General features: G+C 45.0%; 17 protein-coding genes. 6 read left to right on the forward strand and 11 right to left on the reverse strand.

All coding sequences use genetic code 11. From position 1 onward, the window contains the following. Positions 1-6: 6 nt before the first annotated feature. The 7 genes from rnr to kefG form a co-directional block, all read right to left on the reverse strand. On the reverse strand, positions 7-2457 hold the full coding sequence (gene rnr, locus EXA13_RS08290) for a ribonuclease R (protein WP_238132879.1): 2451 nt from the start codon (positions 2455-2457) through the stop codon (positions 7-9). A 325-nt stretch (positions 2458-2782) separates the two neighbouring features. Beyond that, positions 2783-3418, reverse strand: coding sequence for a flagellar protein MotX (gene motX / locus EXA13_RS08295; RefSeq protein WP_238132754.1), 636 nt, complete (start codon positions 3416-3418; stop codon positions 2783-2785). A gap of 210 nt (positions 3419-3628) precedes the next feature. Then, the gene (locus EXA13_RS08300; RefSeq protein ID WP_238132755.1) at positions 3629-4927 is read right to left on the reverse strand and encodes an adenylosuccinate synthase; all 1299 of its coding nucleotides are present in this window, start codon (positions 4925-4927) and stop codon (positions 3629-3631) included. Between the two features lie 271 nt (positions 4928-5198). Next, complete coding sequence (gene slyD / locus EXA13_RS08305; RefSeq protein ID WP_238132756.1) at positions 5199-5792, reverse strand: peptidylprolyl isomerase; 594 nt, start codon at positions 5790-5792, stop codon at positions 5199-5201. Positions 5793-5887: 95 nt separating this feature from the next. Next, positions 5888-6088: a YheV family putative zinc ribbon protein gene (locus EXA13_RS08310; RefSeq protein ID WP_238132757.1), complete on the reverse strand. Its 201-nt coding sequence runs from the start codon at positions 6086-6088 to the stop codon at positions 5888-5890. 9 nt (positions 6089-6097) lie between these two features. Continuing rightward, a complete protein-coding gene (gene kefB, locus EXA13_RS08315; RefSeq protein WP_238132758.1) occupies positions 6098-7888 on the reverse strand; it encodes a glutathione-regulated potassium-efflux system protein KefB in 1791 nt (596 codons plus the stop codon). After that, positions 7881-8441: a glutathione-regulated potassium-efflux system ancillary protein KefG gene (gene kefG / locus EXA13_RS08320; RefSeq protein WP_238132759.1), complete on the reverse strand. Its 561-nt coding sequence runs from the start codon at positions 8439-8441 to the stop codon at positions 7881-7883. Before kefG ends, kefB begins: the two co-directional genes overlap by 8 nt. 213 nt (positions 8442-8654) lie before the next feature. Here kefG and EXA13_RS08325 point away from each other — a divergent pair, with 213 nt between their 5' ends. The 6 genes from EXA13_RS08325 to crp all read left to right on the forward strand — a co-directional run bounded on the left by EXA13_RS08325 (position 8655) and on the right by crp (position 14260). Then, a complete protein-coding gene (locus EXA13_RS08325) occupies positions 8655-10577 on the forward strand; it encodes an ABC transporter ATP-binding protein (protein ID WP_238132760.1) in 1923 nt (640 codons plus the stop codon). Then, on the forward strand, positions 10574-11053 hold the full coding sequence (locus EXA13_RS08330; protein WP_238132761.1) for a TIGR02444 family protein: 480 nt from the start codon (positions 10574-10576) through the stop codon (positions 11051-11053). Before EXA13_RS08325 ends, EXA13_RS08330 begins: the two co-directional genes overlap by 4 nt. Before the next feature lie 81 nt (positions 11054-11134). Beyond that, positions 11135-12109 carry a hydrolase gene (locus EXA13_RS08335; RefSeq protein ID WP_238132762.1) on the forward strand — a complete coding sequence of 325 codons (975 nt, stop codon included), beginning with the start codon at positions 11135-11137 and terminating at the stop codon, positions 12107-12109. 95 nt (positions 12110-12204) lie between these two features. Continuing rightward, complete coding sequence (locus EXA13_RS08340; RefSeq protein WP_238132763.1) at positions 12205-12414, forward strand: YheU family protein; 210 nt, start codon at positions 12205-12207, stop codon at positions 12412-12414. A 104-nt stretch (positions 12415-12518) separates the two neighbouring features. Beyond that, on the forward strand, positions 12519-13388 hold the full coding sequence (locus tag EXA13_RS08345; protein WP_238132764.1) for a phosphoribulokinase: 870 nt from the start codon (positions 12519-12521) through the stop codon (positions 13386-13388). A 239-nt stretch (positions 13389-13627) separates the two neighbouring features. Continuing rightward, positions 13628-14260 (forward strand): cAMP-activated global transcriptional regulator CRP, encoded by a 633-nt coding sequence (gene crp, locus EXA13_RS08350; protein WP_004394497.1) that lies wholly within the window; start codon positions 13628-13630, stop codon positions 14258-14260. A 67-nt stretch (positions 14261-14327) separates the two neighbouring features. Here crp and EXA13_RS08355 read toward each other — a convergent pair whose 3' ends face one another. The 4 genes from EXA13_RS08355 to EXA13_RS08370 all read right to left on the reverse strand — a co-directional run bounded on the left by EXA13_RS08355 (position 14328) and on the right by EXA13_RS08370 (position 18968). Beyond that, a complete protein-coding gene (locus tag EXA13_RS08355) occupies positions 14328-15122 on the reverse strand; it encodes a DUF1338 domain-containing protein (RefSeq protein ID WP_238132765.1) in 795 nt (264 codons plus the stop codon). 34 nt (positions 15123-15156) lie between these two features. Continuing rightward, on the reverse strand, positions 15157-16620 hold the full coding sequence (gene astD, locus EXA13_RS08360) for a succinylglutamate-semialdehyde dehydrogenase (RefSeq protein WP_238132766.1): 1464 nt from the start codon (positions 16618-16620) through the stop codon (positions 15157-15159). An 18-nt stretch (positions 16621-16638) separates the two neighbouring features. Next, positions 16639-17658: an arginine N-succinyltransferase gene (gene astA, locus EXA13_RS08365; protein ID WP_238132767.1), complete on the reverse strand. Its 1020-nt coding sequence runs from the start codon at positions 17656-17658 to the stop codon at positions 16639-16641. Between the two features lie 98 nt (positions 17659-17756). After that, positions 17757-18968: an aspartate aminotransferase family protein gene (locus EXA13_RS08370; RefSeq protein ID WP_238132768.1), complete on the reverse strand. Its 1212-nt coding sequence runs from the start codon at positions 18966-18968 to the stop codon at positions 17757-17759. Positions 18969-19039: the final 71 nt, after the last annotated feature.

Here is a 19039-nt window from a genome sequence, read left to right on the forward strand (position 1 = left end):
ACTTACCTATTTCGATTTCGAGCGACTTTTGGCCGTTTTAGGGCCTGATTTAGCTTTACGAGATTTATCCGGTTTGGCCCGTTTTCCTTTCTGGCTCTTGCCCGTTTCTTTTTCATCTGGACGTTTCACTGGCTCTATCATCGGAACCGCTTTTGCACCACGAGTAGCCGCTGCTTTTTTCCCTTTTGCTTTAGCTTTCGCTTCCACTGCACGTTTTTTGGCAGTTTTACCCTCGCCGCGTAGCTTACGACTTGTCTCGATTAATTCAAAATCAATTTGTCTATCATCCAGATTAACCGATAACACTTTGACCTTAACAGCATCACCCAATCGATAAATATGCCCAAAAGACTCACCAATTAATCGTTGGCCAATCGGATCAAATTGGTAGTAATCGTTCGCCAGTGTAGAGATATGGACAAGACCATCAATATGCAGTTCGGTTAATCGAACAAAGAAGCCAAAGCCTGTGACATTAGCAATCACCCCTTCTAGCTCTTCTCCAACATGATCTTGCATATACTCACATTTGAGCCAATCAGATACTTCACGAGTTGCATCATCAGCCCGACGCTCGGTCGTCGAACATTGTTCACCATAGTAGTCCATATCATCAAAGGAATAGTGATATCCCCCTGTAGGCGTCCAACGATCTTGGTTACGTCCTTCTTGCTTCGCGATCAGATATTTGATAGCACGGTGAAGCAGCAGATCTGGGTAGCGACGAATCGGTGACGTAAAATGCGCATAACGTTTCAAAGCTAGGCCAAAGTGCCCTGCATTATCAGCGTTGTATACCGCTTGTTTCATTGAGCGCAGCAGCATGGTTTGAATGAGTTCTTTATCTTGCCGCTCACCAATTTGCTTCATTAAGTTTGCGTAATCGGTAGGGGATGGTTCGAGGCCACCACCCAAGTCTAAGCCAAGTTCACCTAAGAAATCTCTAAAGCCCATTAAGCGCTCTTCACCCGGAGATTCGTGAACTCGGAAAAGAGCAGGCTCTTTGGCTTTTTCAACCAAAGAAGCGGAAGCAATATTGGCCATGATCATACATTCTTCAATCAGCTTATGAGCCTCATTACGAATGACAGGTTCAATGCTTTCAATCTTACGTTGAGCATTAAAGATGAATTTGGTTTCAACCGTTTCAAACTCAATTGCCCCTCGTTGGTCTCTTGCATCTTTAAGTACGGTATACATGTTATGGAGCTCTTCAAGGTGAGGCACTACCTCTTGGTAACGCTCACGTAGCTCTTCATCCCCTTGCAAAATCTCGTGGACTTTGGTGTAGGTGAGCCGAGCATGTGAATTCATAACGGCTTCATAATGTTTATACCCCGAGAGCTTTCCGGTATCTGAGATCGTCATTTCACAGACCATGCATAGACGATCCACTTGTGGGTTAAGTGAACACAACCCGTTGGAAAGAACCTCTGGAAGCATAGGTACAACTTGTGAAGGGAAGTAAACCGAGTTACCTCGATTGATTGCTTCTTTATCTAGCGCACTATCAGGGCGAACGTAATAACTGACATCAGCAATGGCAACCCATAAGCGCCAACCTCCCCCCTTTTTCGCTTCACAATAGACGGCATCATCAAAATCTCGCGCATCTTCGCCATCAATCGTTACCAAGGGTAAGTCACGTAAGTCTACACGCCCTTGTTTGGCTTCTTCAGGCACCTCTTCACTGAGGTTTTCAACCTGTTTAAGCACCTCTTCGGGCCACTCGTGGGGGATCTGGTGAGTACGGATAGCAATTTGGGTTTCCATACCTGGTGCCATATTTTCACCGAGCACTTCCACGACTTTTCCCATCATTCCTCGGCTGCGTGAGCCACGATCGGTAATTTCAATCACCACAACATTCCCCATCCGAGCCCCTTCACGTAGCTCGTTAGGAATTAAAATATCTTTATGGATACGAGAATCGTCAGGAACAACATATGAATAGCCATGTTCAAAGAAAAATCGGCCAACGATCTGAGTATTACGCTCTTCAAGAATACGAACTAACCGCCCTTCTTTTCTACCTCGTTTATCGGTACCCGTTGGTTGAACTAAGACAAAATCACCATGGATAAGAGTACGCATTTGATGATGAGGTAGCAGGATATCGTTTTCTTTATTAAGGCTACCTTCTGGGCGAACCCAACCATGTCCATCTTTGTGACCGATGACAGACCCTTTCACCATTTCAAGCTTTTCAGGTAAGGCATAACATTGACGACGGGTAAAAACCAGCTGGCCATCACGTTCCATCGCACGCAGGCGACGGCGTAAGCCTTCGTATTGTTCTTCACCCTTAAGCTCAAGCGCTTCAAATAAATCATTGCGATTCATAGGAACATTCGCTTGAGTAAGAAATTCTAAAATATATTCACGACTCGGGATGGGATTCTCGTAGTTATCGGCTTCGCGATCCGCAAACGGATCAGTATGGGTAGTATCAGACATAGGCAGACCTGCTTTTCTAGGAAGGTACATAAAGTATATCCTACTGCGTTCTTAAGCTTAATAGCTAATCCCAACCGGCAGAAGCATAACAACTTTATGCATTACGTGACCGGAATCAAGTTGTCACTATAATCACAAGAAAGTTAGTCGTGTTGTATGATGACGAAATGTTGGAGAAAGTGGTAAAGCGAGCGCTAAAGCGCTGAGTAGGAAATAATAAGATAGGCTTGAAATATTCATTATCTAAATCTATCACTTACCGCACAACTTTGTTGGGGTAAGTGACAGGATCATAGAGAAGTGTATGCGATTAAACAAGCGTTATTTACCAAAAGCTGCCTCGACGCTTCGCGCGTGCAATAATATTTTCCGGCATTCGCAGCTCTAACCCTTGTCTTAACAAGGCAATTCGGTGGTGAGTTCGTTGATCTGCGGTCACTGAGTTATACAACCAACGATAAGCATCTTCGTAATCTAACGGGCTTCCATGATCACGCAGTAATAGCTCTGCGAGGTGAATACGCGCATTCAAATTTCCCATCGCTGCCGCTTCTCTCAGATAAGGAATTGCGCGTTCCTTGTCTTGTTGCACCAAGGTGCCTCGAGAATAGTAACGGCCAAGCTGCTCAAGTGCCGTAGGTAATCCTTGGTGAGCCGCATTTTCCATATAGTACAAGCCAAGTTCGACGTCCTGTTCAACGCAAACACCCCAAGCTAGCATATCACCATACAGAAATTCATAAGCAGGCAGGCTGATACGTGTCGCTCGGGCAACAATATCCTCAACTAACTGACAATTATCCGCTTTGACACGTGTTAAATGTTTATTTTGTTCAATCAGTTTGATCAGCTCAGCTTCAGAATAAATCGGCACAGGTTCTCCGACATCCGCCACGTTGGCGTGACTGAATGCAGAGTGTAATGCGAATAATAATGAAGTGGCTACCGTACGTAGCTTCATACATGCACTCTTGGTTAATTCCGATAGCCATAACAGTATAGCGCGGCAATGCGCAAAGGCTCGGTTTGATTCCTATATCGGCCGGCAGATTGCAGGCTTTAGAAAAAATTGCCTATTAGTGGCAAATTTTTGCCACTCAATAAAAAGCATGGCTGACACTAATAAAAAAAGCCGGCTTTTTTAGCCGGCTTTTTCTTTTTCAACAAAGTGTTACACGCTAAACGGATGCACTTTAATAATCGTTTCATTACGATCTGGGCCAGTCGAGATAATATCGATAGGTACACCCGTCAACTCTTCAATACGCTTAATATAATTGAGAGCGGCTTGAGGAAGGTCTGCTAATGATTTTGCACCAAAGGTGTTTTCTGACCAACCGGGCATGGTTTCATAAATTGGGCTCACAGCGTCAAAAGCGTCAGCAGCCATTGGCGAAACCTGCGCAACAGAACCGTCTGGCATTTGATAACCAGTGCAAATTTTTAGTTCATCCAAGCCATCCAATACATCAAGCTTAGTTAAACAAAATCCCGTTACTGAGTTAATTTGAATGGCGCGGCGCATCGCCACGGCATCAAACCAACCACAACGACGTTTACGGCCTGTTGTTGCACCAAATTCATGGCCTTTAGTCCCCAAATGGTTACCCACTTCGTCCTCTAACTCTGTTGGGAACGGACCCGCACCAACACGAGTACAGTAAGCTTTCGCAATTCCAAGAATATAGCCTAAATGACGAGGGCCAAAACCAGAACCGGCAGCAACACCACCAGCCGTCGTGTTCGAAGAAGTTACATAAGGATAAGTACCATGGTCGATATCAAGCAAAGTACCCTGAGCACCTTCAAACATGATCTTATCACCACGCTTACGAGCGGCATCTAATTCATCGGTCACGTCAATGACCAGAGAGGTCAATAGCTCAGCATAGCCTTCAACTTGAGCAAGCACATCATCATAGCTGACGGGTTCTGCTTTATAGAAATGCTCAAGCTGGAAGTTGTGGAATTCCATCACTTCTTTCAGTTTTTCAGCGAAAGACACCATATTGAAAAGGTCACCGACTCGTAAACCCCGGCGAGCGACTTTATCTTCATAAGCAGGGCCAATACCACGCCCCGTAGTACCGATGGCTTTTTTACCACGAGCGGTTTCGCGTGCTTGGTCAAGTGCAATATGATAAGGGAGAATTAATGGACAAGCTTCAGAAATGAAAAGGCGTTCACGAACGGGAATACCACGCTCTTCGAGAGGCTTCATTTCCTTGATAAGTGCATCCGGTGAAAGTACAACACCATTACCGATGATACATTTCACATTATTACGGAGAATACCGGATGGAATTAAATGAAGAACGGTTTTTTCACCGTCGATAACCAGAGTATGCCCGGCGTTATGACCACCTTGGTAGCGAACGACATAGTTAGCATCTTCTGTTAAAAGGTCTACGATCTTACCTTTACCTTCGTCACCCCATTGGGTGCCTAGAACGACAACGTTATTTCCCATCTTTCCAAGTCTGATTGCTAGTTAAAAAAGGATTCTAGCACCGAATCTCCTTCCTTGCAGTCATTTTTTAAACGTATTCCTACCGAGTTCAAAGAACCACGGTAACGGAGTGAAGCAATGAGAAACTCACCGTTTAGTTCATCCTCATGAATCCTTGTTCTACATACCTGTGGATACAAAAAATAAAGCGTTAATCACCCTAGTAATTAACGCTTTTACATTCAGTTATTACGTATGTTCACATGCAAGAGGCATGAACAATAGCTCTACATTAGTGAGAGCCGCAGTGTCCACCACCACAACAGCCATCTTTCTCACCGTGATGATGTCCATGACCTTCACCGCCACAGCATCCGCCTTCATGGTCATGGTCATGATCGTGGTCGTGGCCACAACCGCCAGCTTGGTGAATATGACCATGGGCAATTTCATCGTCCGTCGCTTCACGTAGCGCAACAACTTCGACATCAAAAGTCAAGGTGTGGCCTGCAAGCATGTGGTTACCATCAACCACCACTTCATCACCATCAACTTCAGTAATTTCAACCGGAATAGGGCCTTGATCAGTATCAGCTAAGAAACGCATACCAACTTCAATTTCATCGACACCTTGGAATACTTCGGCAGGAACACGCTGAACTAGCTCGTCGCTGTGCTCACCGTAAGCGTCTTCAGGAGCCACCGTTGCGCTGAATTTATCACCGGCAACTTTACCTTCTAATTCACGCTCAAGGCCTGTGATTAGGTTGTTGTGACCATGTAGGTACTCCAGCGGGGCTTCCGCTGTGGATTGGTCTACCACAATGCCATCTTCGAGTTTAACTTGATAGGCTATGCTAACAACCACGTTTTTTTCAATTTTCATAACGGCTCCAAGGAGGTTGGTTTGGTTCTTCTCATCTCTCAGCAAAGAAAAGATTGAGCTAGCCACTATTATGGGGATTATACGCAGAAACTCAATTATTCTGGCTTAAAAATCCCGATCATTTGTTCATCAGCGTGAGGTGTTTGTTCAACAGATTGAGGTTTTCGCTGCTCGCTATAATGGCATTCCACACATTCAACCAGCTCAATATTATTGTCTATCCACCAGCGAAGAGTGTCTTGCATGTGACAGTTCGGGCAACTTGCTCCCGCAATAAAGCGTTTTTTTTCTTTCATGTTTGGGTCCTACTTTTTAATCCAATCATCTCGGGTTTGACGATCATTGGCCATTTCTCGGCCAAAAATTTCTTCTAGTTCTTTTCTTGCCTCTTTGGTACGCAGGGCTAATGCTTTGTCATCATTATGCTGAGGTAATAACTCTTTCAGCATCGAAGTATCTAAACGGCGAAAATGTGCTTCCGCACGTTTCGCTTGGTAGGGATGCATACCCAGTTCCGTCAATACTTGACGCCCTAAATCTAATGCTCCTAAGAAGGTTTCTCTTGAGTAACCGTGAATGCCTTGATTAAGTAATTGATAAGCTTCAACTCGGCTGCGGGCTCGTGCTAAGATTCTCAACTGCGGAAAATGTTGTTGGCATAACTCCGCGATTCGCATCACTTCATCGGGCTCATCCGTGCAGATCACGATCGCTTGTGCTTGTTCTGCGCCAGCAGAGCGCAATAACTCAAGATGAGTCGCATCACCATAAAACACCTTATAACCGTATTTCCTCAGTAATTTTATTTGGCTCGCATCACTTTCTAATACGGTGATTTTAATTTTATTGGCGTACATTAACCGTCCAACAATCTGCCCAAAACGTCCAAAACCTGCGATGATCACCTGTGGGCTTTGCTTTTCAAAGCTCTCATCCAACTTTTCCTCTTCATTATTCAATGTGCGACTATACCAAATGCTTTGTAGTTTAAGTAAAAATGGGGTCGTCATCATAGATACACTGATGACAAGAATAAGCAGAGCTGATTGCTGGGAAGAGATCAATTGTTCATCACTTGCTGCCGTCAAGATAACAAAGCCAATTTCGCCACCTTGGCTTAACAGTAACGCACTGCGACTTCGGGCTTTAGATCGAATCTGGGCCACTTTTACTAATCCATACATGATGGCCATTTTTATACTAATCAAAGCCATCACCGCCAAGGTTATCGTTGCCCAGCGTTCTGTGAGTAAATCAATATCAACAGACATCCCCACAGCAATAAAAAACAGGCCAAGTAATAATCCCTTAAAAGGTTCAATCGTGACACTCAACTCATGCCTAAATTCACTTTCAGCCAGCAAGACTCCCGCTAGAAAAGCGCCTAATGCCATTGATAAGCCTAAAGTATCCATGAGTAAGGCAATAGAGATAACCAGTAATAAGGCGGCAACGGTAAATAACTCTCTGACTTGGCTATTAACGATCCAGCGAAACAAGGGTTGTAAGGCAAAGTGCCCCACCACCAGTAAAGCGGTAATGGCACTGATCATCCAGACAAATTGCCAACCATCTCCGATGGTCGAGCCAGCCAACAAAGACAACAACGCTAGTGTGGGAATAACGGCTAAATCTTGAAAAAGAGAAACAGCAAAAACGACTCGCCCTGTATCACTGAGCGTTAAACGCATCTCATCTATCGTTCGTAAAGCAATCGCCGTGGAAGATTGGGCCAGCAATAATCCAACCACCACACTCGCTTGCCAACTTACCCCATACAGTATCAGAGCAGAACTCAACACGGCACTGGTCAACAGCATTTGTGAACCACCGAGGCCAATGAGAGCCCCACGCATTTGCCATAACCGGTGAGGGTTCAGTGAGAGGCCAATTAAAAACAGTAATAACACCACCCCAAATTCAGCAAAACGCAAAATGGCATTAACATCGGTAATTAGCTTAAGCCCCCAAGGGCCAATCACAATCCCTGCCAATAAATAGCCTAAAATCGCGCCAAGCCCTAACCGCTGCGCAATCGGTACCGCCACCACCGCCGCTGTTAAGAAAACGGCGACATTGGTCAAAAAATCATCCATTGGTAACCAATCCTTTCAGCCAAAGAAAATAGCGTTCTGCATGCTGCTGACGCTCTTCTGCGCTGATATTTCTCGCCCAATAAAGCACTAATGGATCTAACCAATGCATACGACACAACGCGGCCGTCAGTTCGAAAGGTTGTAATATGTCATTCAACGGATAACGATTATATCCTTGTTCACTAAAGGCCTCTTGCTGCCCTCCGACGGTGATCACACTGCGCCAATATTTACCCTGCAATGCGCTCTCTGGCCCAAAAGCAAAACCTTTCCCCAAAACCGTATCCATCCACTCTTTTAGCAAAGCTGGGCATGAATAAAGGTAGAGAGGGTGCTGAAAGACAATCACATCATGATCAAGCAACCGCTGATGCTCTCGGTTAACATCAATAAAGAAATCAGGATAAGTGGCATAAAGATCCAAAAGCGTGACATGCGGTAATGTCGAAATATGGTCAATCATCACCTTATTCGCCACAGAGTGATCCGGATCGGGGTGGGCATAAATCACTAAAATATTTGGTTTATGTTTAGAAGAGGGATCGTTCGTCATTCCTTGACTCCCTGAGATAATCAGACAAACCGCAAAGTTAAGGACTTAAATAAAGGCCATAACTCCACTATTAACAAATACGAACCATAAATGGTTCCGTTTTATTAACAAACTATAAGCATCATAACGTAATTTGTATAATGATCGACATTTATCCCTATTGCCCCTACTATTCGCGGCGACACACTCACGGCTAAACAGATACGATTTATTATGATTACCTTCTCTGACATTCAATTACTTCGCGGCGGAAAGCCTCTGCTTGACCAAGCCTCAGCCACCATTCATCCCGGCGACAAAGTCGGCTTAGTCGGGAAAAATGGCTGCGGTAAATCAACATTATTCGCTTTAATAAAAGAGGAATTGTCCATTGATGCGGGATCGTTTAGCCTACCTGCACATTGGGAACTGGCTTGGGTCGCCCAAGAAACGCCCGCACTCGAACGACAAGCCTTAGAGTATGTGATTGATGGGGATAGAGAATACCGCCAGCTAGAAAAACAGCTCACTGAAGCAGAACAAATAGACAATGGCACACGGGTTGCTGAGCTACACGGACAAATCGAAACCATTGGAGGCTATAGTATTAAAGCCCGAGCCTCCGAATTACTCGATGGGCTGGGCTTTAGCCAAGAACAGATGAGTTGGAACCTCACTCAATTTTCTGGTGGCTGGCGTATGCGCCTTAACTTGGCTCAAGCTCTCATTTGTCGCTCCGATTTACTTCTGCTCGACGAGCCCACTAACCACTTAGACTTAGATGCCGTGATGTGGTTAGAACGCTGGCTACAAAGTTACCCTGGTACATTGATATTAATTTCTCATGACCGCGATTTTCTGGATCCGATAATTAATCGTATTATTCATATCGAAAACCAGCAGTTAAATGAATACACCGGTAACTATTCCTCTTTTGAAGTACAACGTGCTCAAAAGCTGATACAGCAACAAGCACAATTTCAAAAACAACAAAAACAGATGGCTCACATGCAGAGCTATATTGACCGTTTTCGCTATAAAGCGTCTAAAGCACGCCAAGCCCAAAGCCGAATTAAAGCGCTAGAAAAAATGGAAAAAGTGCTACCAGCACAGTTTGATAACCCTTTCAGCTTTGAATTCCGAGAACCAAGTGCCTTACCTAACCCAATATTAATGATGGATAATGTCAGTGCGGGTTACGAAAACCATCTTATTCTTGAGAAAATTAGACTTAACTTAGTGCCTGGTAGCCGAATTGGTCTGCTTGGCCGTAACGGCGCGGGAAAATCGACCCTAATAAAACTGCTATCCAGTGAATTAAAAGCACAAGGGGGTGATCTGACTTATTCTCAAGGGGTAAAAATTGGTTACTTTGCCCAGCATCAATTAGAAACCTTGCACCCAGAAGAAACACCTCTACAGCATATGATGCAACTTGCCCCCGATAAAACCGAATTGGAACTGCGCAATTATCTCGGTAGTTTTGGGTTCAATGGGGATAAAGCATTAGAAAATGTCGGTCCTTTTTCCGGTGGCGAAAAAGCACGTTTGGTACTGGCATTAGTGGTGTGGCAAAAACCGAACCTACTACTACTTGATGAACCAACCAACCACCTCGATTTGGATATGCGCCAAGCTCTCACTCTCGCTTTACAAAGCTTTGAAGGAGCGATGGTGATCGTCAGCCACGACCGCTATTTACTGCGAGCCACCACCGACGATCTCTATTTAGTACACGATAAACAAGTGGCTCCTTTTGATGGCGATCTAACCGATTACTATAAATGGCTGACCGAACAGCAAAAAGCGGCACGTAAAGATGCCCAAACCACTCAACCCAATAAAGACAACGGCAACAGTGCTGCAGCCAAAAAAGAGCAAAAACGTCGAGAAGCTGATTTTCGTAAACAAACCGCGCCAATTCGCAAAAAACTGACACAACTTGAAGAAAAAATGGATAGGTTAACTACCATTCTTGCTCAAGCGGAACTCACCTTATCCGATACGTCACTGTATGAAGCAGAAAATAAGGCTAAACTGACAGAAGTGATCGCCACTCAAGCCAGCAGTAAATCTGAGTTAGAGCAAATTGAAAGTGAATGGATGACCGAACAGGAAAATCTGGAACAGATGGAACAGGAGTTCAACAGTCAATGAATGATACGCACGCCCCCCCTTTACCCACCCTGGAAAGCCTATGGCAATTTAGCTTACGTTATTACAGTGTTAGAGAGGTCAAAGAAGCGTGCTTATGCCTACAAAATCGGTTCCATGGGAATGTGAATTTGCTTTTGCTGCTCAAATGGTTAGACGAGCAGCAACTGACCTTTCCAGAACAAGGTTGGGCAACCATTGCTGATGCGTTAGCGCGCACTGAAAGTCTAATTGAACATTACCGAGATCTTCGCCGTAAACTAAAATCTCACCTGCCAGATACCCTGTATCGAGAAGCACTACAATTTGAATTACAGATAGAAAGGCAGCAACAAGCCGATCTTATCGGCTGTCTTGAACAATGGCCTCTCACCCCCCAAACTGAGCGCCCGCTCACCACCCACTATTGCCAACAGCTCGGAGCTCAATGCCTTAGCGAAATATTTTTACCCTCCATTTCCACATTGACTAAAGCTTAGCTCGCTCACCATCGCTTCCGGTAGGAAGGAAATATCACTTAGGTATATACTTACCAATAAATAATACTTCAGGGTGAAATTATGCCTCACTTCGTTGCTGCCAGTGGTTTACAAAATCCACACTTACAAACACTGCTCCCTCGTCTCATTCGGAAAAAAGCACTGTTCGAACCCATCTGGCAAACACTCGATACCCCCGATGGTGATTTTCTCGACCTCGCTTGGAGTGAAGATCCTGAAACAAAAGAAGCGAAAAATAAACCCATTTTTATTCTGTTTCACGGTTTGGAGGGATGCTTTTATAGCCCTTATGCTAACGGATTAATGGATGCGTTTGCCAAGCAAGGCTGGCTTTCCGTGATGATGCATTTTCGAGGCTGCAGTGGGAAACCTAATCACTTAGCTCGAGCTTACCACTCCGGAGAAACCGAAGATGCACGATGGGTACTCGAATATTTACGCCAACAGTTTCCACAACAAACCATTGTCGCTGCTGGCGTATCCTTAGGGGGTAATATGTTGATCAATTACCTTGCTGATTATCGAGCAGACCCCATCGTTACCGCAGCAACAGTCATCTCCGCTCCCTTAGATTTAACCGCTTGCTCACAACGTATTGAACAAGGTTTTTCTAAGCTTTATCGCCGCTATTTGCTCTCATCGTTAAAACACAATGCCTTAAAAAAACACCATTTGCTCAAAGGCGAGCTAGGGCTCTCTTATCACAGTATTAAACGCGTCACCAAGCTGTATGAATTTGACGAACTCATTACGGCACCATTGCATGGTTTTAAAAATGCACAAGATTACTATCAACGCTGCTCTGGCATACACAGACTGAAAGAAATACGAGTACCAACCCAAATCATCCATGCAAAAGATGATCCTTTCATGACCGATGCCGTGATCCCGAAATTTGTACTCCCCAGCAATATTGATTACCGATTATTTGCCAAAGGCGGCCATGTCGGCTTTTTATCCGGTAGTTTAACGAAACCTGAATTTTGGTTAGAAAAAGCCCTCCCAGCCTACTATGCAGGGTTGCAAACCGCTTAGTTTGTCTTACCACTACACTCACCGTTGATCGGTTTTATCATCTTTAAACGGTGGGTGAACGATTCACCTTCGAACATAAAATAGATGAGGTATTTATGATCGTACCTTGGCAACAGATCGCCAACGACACGCTGGAAAACTTGATCCGAGAATTTGTATTACGAGAAGGGACAGATTACGGTGAAGCCGAAGTTAGCCTGCAAGATAAAATTGAACAAGTGAAAGCCCAGCTTCACGCTGGTGAGGCTGTGATCGTCTACTCAGAATTACATGAAACCATCGATATCAAAAGCAAACTTCGTTAATTGAGCATAAAAATGCCATTTTCTGCGGCGAATTTTCCATGATATAGTGAAAACTAACAACACGGTCAGCGTGACCCGTTGAGGATTTATAGACAAGGTTTGTCATGTCAGCGAAATACCCTATTATTGCCGTTACTGGCTCCTCAGGAGCTGGGACCACCACGACATCAGAAGCATTTCGAAAAATGTTCAATATGATGGACATTAAACCCGCTTGGGTTGAAGGTGATAGTTTTCACCGCTTTACTCGCCCAGAAATGGATATCGAAATTCGTAAAGCCCGTGAACAAGGCCGACACATCAGTTATTTTGGCCCACAAGCGAATGACTTTCCGGCTCTACAAGAATTTTTTCGAGAGTATGGTAAATCAGGCACGGGTCAGATTCGTCGCTATCTGCATACATTTGATGAAGCCGTCCCTTATAATCAAATGCCAGGCACATTTACCCCGTGGCAACAACTGCCTGAAGAGACAGATGTGCTGTTTTATGAAGGGCTGCATGGTGGAGTCGTGGATGGAGAAATCAATGTTGCACAGCATGTTGATTTTTTGATAGGCATGGTACCGATCGTCAACCTAGAATGGATCCAAAAATACGTTCGAGATACCCGAGACAGAGGCCATTCACGGGAAGCTGTGATGGATTCTATCGTCCGTTCCATGGACGACTATCTCAATTACATCACCCCACAATTTTCGCGTACACATATTAACTTTCAGCGCGTTCCGACCGTCGATACTTCTAACCCACTCAACGCCAAAGGTATTCCTAGCTTAGATGAAAGCTTTGTTGTGATTCGGCTTCGGGGAATCAAAAATGTCGACTACCCTTATCTCTTAGCCATGATTGATGGCTCATTTATGTCCCGCCACAACACCATTGTCATACCTGGTGGAAAAATGAGTTTTGCCATGGAGTTAATTGTTCGGCCACTATTACAACAGTTGATCGAATCTGGGAAAATCGGTTAATAATTCCGTACTAATGACGATTACTTTTCATACCGTGATCATGTGCACACTTTTGCTTAGATTATCCATGGTTTGACACGATTAAAATCAAGAAATCGCATTAGAAAAAGGATACTATTCCATACCGAACACAAGATAGCTTGCAGCAATTAGGAAGTCCTCTTATTCTAGTTAGTCCATTAAGGCTTCGCTACAATACGGACAGCAGCGAGCGTACCCTGCAGAGGAAGTGAGATATTATGGTTCTAGGTAAACCTCAAACCGATCCAACACTAGAGTGGTTTCTTTCACATTGTCATATTCATAAGTACCCTTCAAAAAGCACGCTGATTCATGCGGGTGAGAAGGCAGAAACCTTGTACTACATAGTCAAAGGTTCAGTGGCTGTACTGATCAAAGATGAAGAAGGTAAAGAGATGATTCTTTCCTACCTTAACCAAGGTGACTTCATCGGAGAACTGGGCTTATTTGAAGAAGATCAAGAGCGTACTGCTTGGGTTCGAGCTAAATCGCCTTGTGAAGTGGCGGAAATCTCATTTAAAAAATTCCGCCAGCTTATTCAAGTTAACCCAGATATTCTCATGCGTTTGTCTGGTCAAATGGCACGTCGCCTGCAAGTAACCAGCCAAAAAGTTGGAGACCTTGCGTTCCTAGACGTGACTGGTCGTATTGCGCAGACGCTTCTCAACTTAGCAAAACAACCTGATGCAATGACTCATCCCGATGGGATGCAAATCAAAATCACTCGTCAGGAAATTGGTCAAATCGTGGGTTGTTCACGTGAAACCGTGGGTCGCATTTTGAAAATGCTTGAAGAGCAAAACTTAATTTCAGCACACGGTAAAACGATTGTAGTTTACGGTACTCGTTAATCGTTACTCACCGACAAACCTCACAAAAGCTACTTTAGCCATTCTAAAGTAGCTTTTTTATTTGGGCTTATTTTCTATTCGTACTTTCAAAAATTTTATCGGCTGAAGCGGCAACAAAACCTTGATATAACAGCCCATTTTCCATTGGGTAACGTTTGGCAAACTCATAAAATCCCCCAGGAACCCTCTCACACCGATCACTAAATTCAACGGGGACAAGATCGGCCATGGTGGATGACTGCTCAAGCAGCACCGCTGGGGAACCTTTCACTTCACCACCACTGTCATTGATAGAAAACCCCACGTGGCGTAAGTAATCATTGATTGCTTTCACATCATCAAACGCACTGAGCGAATTGATACTCACGGTAAAATGGTTTGCCCCATAGCCATGCGCAGCCACCCAAGCCGCATATTCACTCTCTTGAGCTAAAGTTAAATAATCGGCATAACTGATATCCCAAAGACGGCCAGAATATAAGAAGTCATGGTGAATTCGTGGGCTTAGCGCCACTTGTTTGACCAACTTAGTCACAATGCGTTGTAAAACCGTGGAGCACTCTGACACCTTAAGCTCGCTAATGAACACCTTAGGTTGTAGAGGATCGGGATGTTCAAAATGCTGAGCCCGCAGTTTTTTACTGGGAAACGAATAATTACCAGCCGCTTGATAGCCCAGCGATAAAAAGGGTTCAGCCAACTTTGCTAACGGAAGCGGAGCGAGATTAAACGTTCGCAGAGCAATATGGTCATTAATGAGAGGAGGTCCCTCTTGCAGCAGTTGATGCACTTTCTCTGCTGAAGGGCAAAGCCGCGAAGTGTAATCGCTCCATAATGATTGAAATAATTGTTCAGCGGTCATAATACCTCCTTATATCATCCCATCATTCACTCGTTTAACACGCCAGATCAATTCCGGGCAATAAAGTCGTAGGTAATTGTGTGCTGGCTCCTTCCATTGAGGCCATAGGATAAGCGCAGTAATCCGCCGCATAATAAGCACTGGGACGCAAATTTCCAGAAGCCCCAGGCCCACCAAAAGGTGCATCGCCACTGGCTCCAGTCAGAGGGCGGTTATGGTTCACAATTCCAGCGCGAATGTGGTCAAGAAAATAGTGCCACTCTTTATCATCGGTAGAGATAAGGCCAGCAGATAAGCCAAAGCGAGTCTGGTTAGCGAATGTAACCGCCTGCTCGAACGTCTGATAACGGATTACTTGCAGTAATGGACCAAAATATTCTTCATCGGGTAAATTATCGATATCCGTCACATCAAGAATGGCGGGAGTAACAAAAGCAAAATGAGAGAGCTGAGCCGCCAATAATGGCTTAGCTCCAAGTGAACATAAATGTTCCTGCGCTTGTATGATTGCGTCTGCTGCAACAACCGAGATTTGCGGCCCCATAAAAGGAGCGGGATCGGCAAACGGCTCATCAACGATTAATTTAGCGGTGGTATTCACCAATTTTGCTAACAGTTGGTCACCCGATTCATCAGCCGGAAGATACAAGCGACGAGCGCAAGTACAGCGCTGCCCTGCACTGATAAATGCAGACTGAATAATGGCATAAACCGTGGCATCCATGTCACCATACTGCTTCGATACCACCAGCGGGTTATTACCGCCCATTTCTAATGCCAACATTTTCTCAGGTTGGCCAGCCAACTGGCGATGCAACTGATGCCCAGTTTTGGCACTCCCTGTAAACAGTAACCCATCAATATTGGCAGAGCTTGCGAGCGCAATGCCCGTCTCTTTGCCTCCTTGCACAAGGTTAAGCACACCCTCGGGCAATCCCGCTTCTTGCCAAAGCTTCGCCGCCAATTCCCCACACCAAGGCGTTTGTTCTGAGGGTTTAAATACGACGCTATTCCCCGCCAGCAAAGCTGGAACAATATGCCCATTAGGTAAGTGAACAGGAAGGTTATAAGGCCCCAATACTGCCATGACACCAAGTGGTCGATGGCGTAATACCAGCTGATTTTCCGCACTTTCACGGTGTTGCTCTCCGGTACGTTCATGATAAGCCCGAATGGATATGACAATTTTTCCCGCCATCGCAGCGGCCTCAGTGCGCGCTTCCCACAATGGTTTTCCTGTTTCTTTGGCAATGATCACTGCAATATGCTCACTGTTGGCTTTAACGAGATCCGCAAAGGCAAGGATAATGCTCTCTCTTTCATGATAAGGGCGGTGCTTCCAAGCAATAAAAGCGGAACGAGCTGCCGTTATCGCTTGTTCAACTTGATTCTGGCTGGCGCAATGCCCTTGCCAAATCACCTGACCATTGTATGGGCAGAGAGAGGTAAACGCTTCACCTTCACCTGCACACCATTGTCCGTCAATCCACTGAGTCATGAGCCTTCCCCTTTTTCTTTATTGCGCGAGAATTCGCAACCAATCTCCTTGTTCCACCTCTAGCGCTTTCGCCACTTCAGGAGTAATAACTACTTCCTCGCGCTCTCGGTTATAGGCCGCTTTAGCCGCAGTGGCCCGAAAGTTCTGAAAGGTGCTATTACACATTAAATAGTTTTGCCCACTGGAATGGCGAGCAATCTCAACCCGCGCACGCACAGAGTGACGCACAGATTCAATATGACGTAAATCGCACTCTACCGTTGGACCCGCATCAAAAATGTCAACGTAGTTACGACAAGTAAATCCTTCTTGTTCAAGCAGGGTTAATGCTGGACGAGTATTGTCGTGTACTTGCCCAATCACCGCTTGTGCTTCAGGACTGAGCAAATTGATATAAATCGGCAGTTTGGGCATCAAATCCGCAATAAAGCCTTTTTTGCCAATACCGGTTAAATAGTCAGCAAGGGTGAAATCAATCGAGAAAAAATGCTGTTGCAACCACTGCCAGAAAGGGGAGTTACCCTTCGCATCCGACACTCCACGCATTTCTGCAAAAATGATGGGGGAAAAGCGTTCAGAGTGTTCCGCCATCATTAAAAAACGGCTTTTCGATAATAAACGGCCATTAGAGCCTTGACGGTATGGTTCACGCAGGAACAAAGTACAGATCTCGGTGCACCCAGTGTAGTTATTACCAAACGTTAATAGCTTAACCGTATTGTGCACCCCTAGCTTATGGGATGAATGGACAATGGTGCTAATGTGGTAGGAGTAACTCGGGCGGTCCCAACCAACGGCAGCTTCAATTCCAGTCGTCCCCACCACCTCGCCGGTCTCTGAATCCACTCCTACCATCAAATAGCCTTCATCACTCGGATGTGACACTTCAGCTTTCGAGAAGCTGTATTCTGAGTGTTCGATACGTTTTGTCAGTAATTCTTGATTAACGGGCAATGAGGTAAAACCATAACCGGACTCTACCGCACAGGTATGTAGAGCATCGTAGTCTGAGATAGCAATTGGGCGAATAATTAGCATCAATATCCCCTCCCGATGCATAAAGAATCTAGGTAGAGATGAAACCTAGAGGCACACCCACCAACTCCATGGTGGTGGGCGCTGACGAATCAAACTATTTAAACCAGTGAAGCAATCGCTTGATCCAATTTTTCCAAACCGAGTTCTATCTCTTGCTGGCTAATAATCAAAGATGGGGTAATGCGTATCACACTGGCTCCCGCCACTAAAATCATCAAACCTTGCTGACCTGCTGCGACAAGAATCTCTCTTGCTCGACCTTGCCATTGCTCATTAAGCTCAGCACCAACCAATAGGCCTTTCCCGCGAATCTCTTTAAAAACTTGATATTTATCGTTAATTTTCGCTAACCCTTGACGAATCCACTCTCCGCGTTCCGTCACACCAGCTAAAGTTTCAGGCTGACTCACGATATCCACTACCGCTTCTGCCACAGCACACGCTAATGGGTTTCCGCCATAAGTGGAACCATGCGTACCAACACTTAAATGTTTTGCCAACTTATCGGTCGTCAACATTGCGCCAATGGGAAAGCCCCCCCCAAGCGATTTTGCCGTACTGAGAATATCAGGTGTCACACCAATACCTTGGTAGGCATAAAAATCTCCCGTACGTCCATTGCCCGTTTGAACTTCATCAAAAATCAGTAATGCATTATGTTTATCACATAGATCACGTACAGCTTGAGCAAACTCCGCCGAAGGTGAAACAATGCCCCCTTCTCCTTGTAATGGCTCCATCATCACCGCACAGGTACGATCGGAAATCTGTGCTTGTAACGCGCTAATATCATTATAAGGGAGATGAGTAATATTGCCTGGTTTTGGGCCAAAACCATCAGAGTATGTCGCTTGCCCTCCGACGGTGACCGTGAAGAATGTACGACCATGAAACCCTTGGTAAAAAGCGATGATTTCTGATTTTTCCGGACCAAAATTATCCGCCGCATAACGACGAGCCAATTTCAGTGCCGCTTCATTCGCTTCTGCTCCTGAATTAGCAAAAAAGACCTTCTCAGCAAAGCTGAGAGCCGTTAACTTTTTCGCTAGGCGCAAAGCGGGTTCATTGGTCATAATATTGCTTAGATGCCACAACTTATTCGCTTGCTCAGTTAATGCTTGAACCATGACTGGATGACAGTGTCCTAAGCAACTGACCGCAATTCCCCCCGCAAAATCGATGTATTCACGACCTTGCTGATCCCAGACACGAGAACCTTGCCCTTTGACTGGAATAAAGTCCATTGGGCTATAACAAGGCACCATCACTTCATCAAATAAACTACGATCCACATTTGTTTTCACTGTCATTACACATTCCCTCTCGATACTGCATGCCAAGCAGCCCAACAATGGGGTGACAAAACCTTAGTGGAAGATTT

Source organism: Vibrio cincinnatiensis, assembly GCF_022113815.1.
GTDB classification, from domain to species: domain Bacteria; phylum Pseudomonadota; class Gammaproteobacteria; order Enterobacterales; family Vibrionaceae; genus Vibrio; species Vibrio cincinnatiensis_A.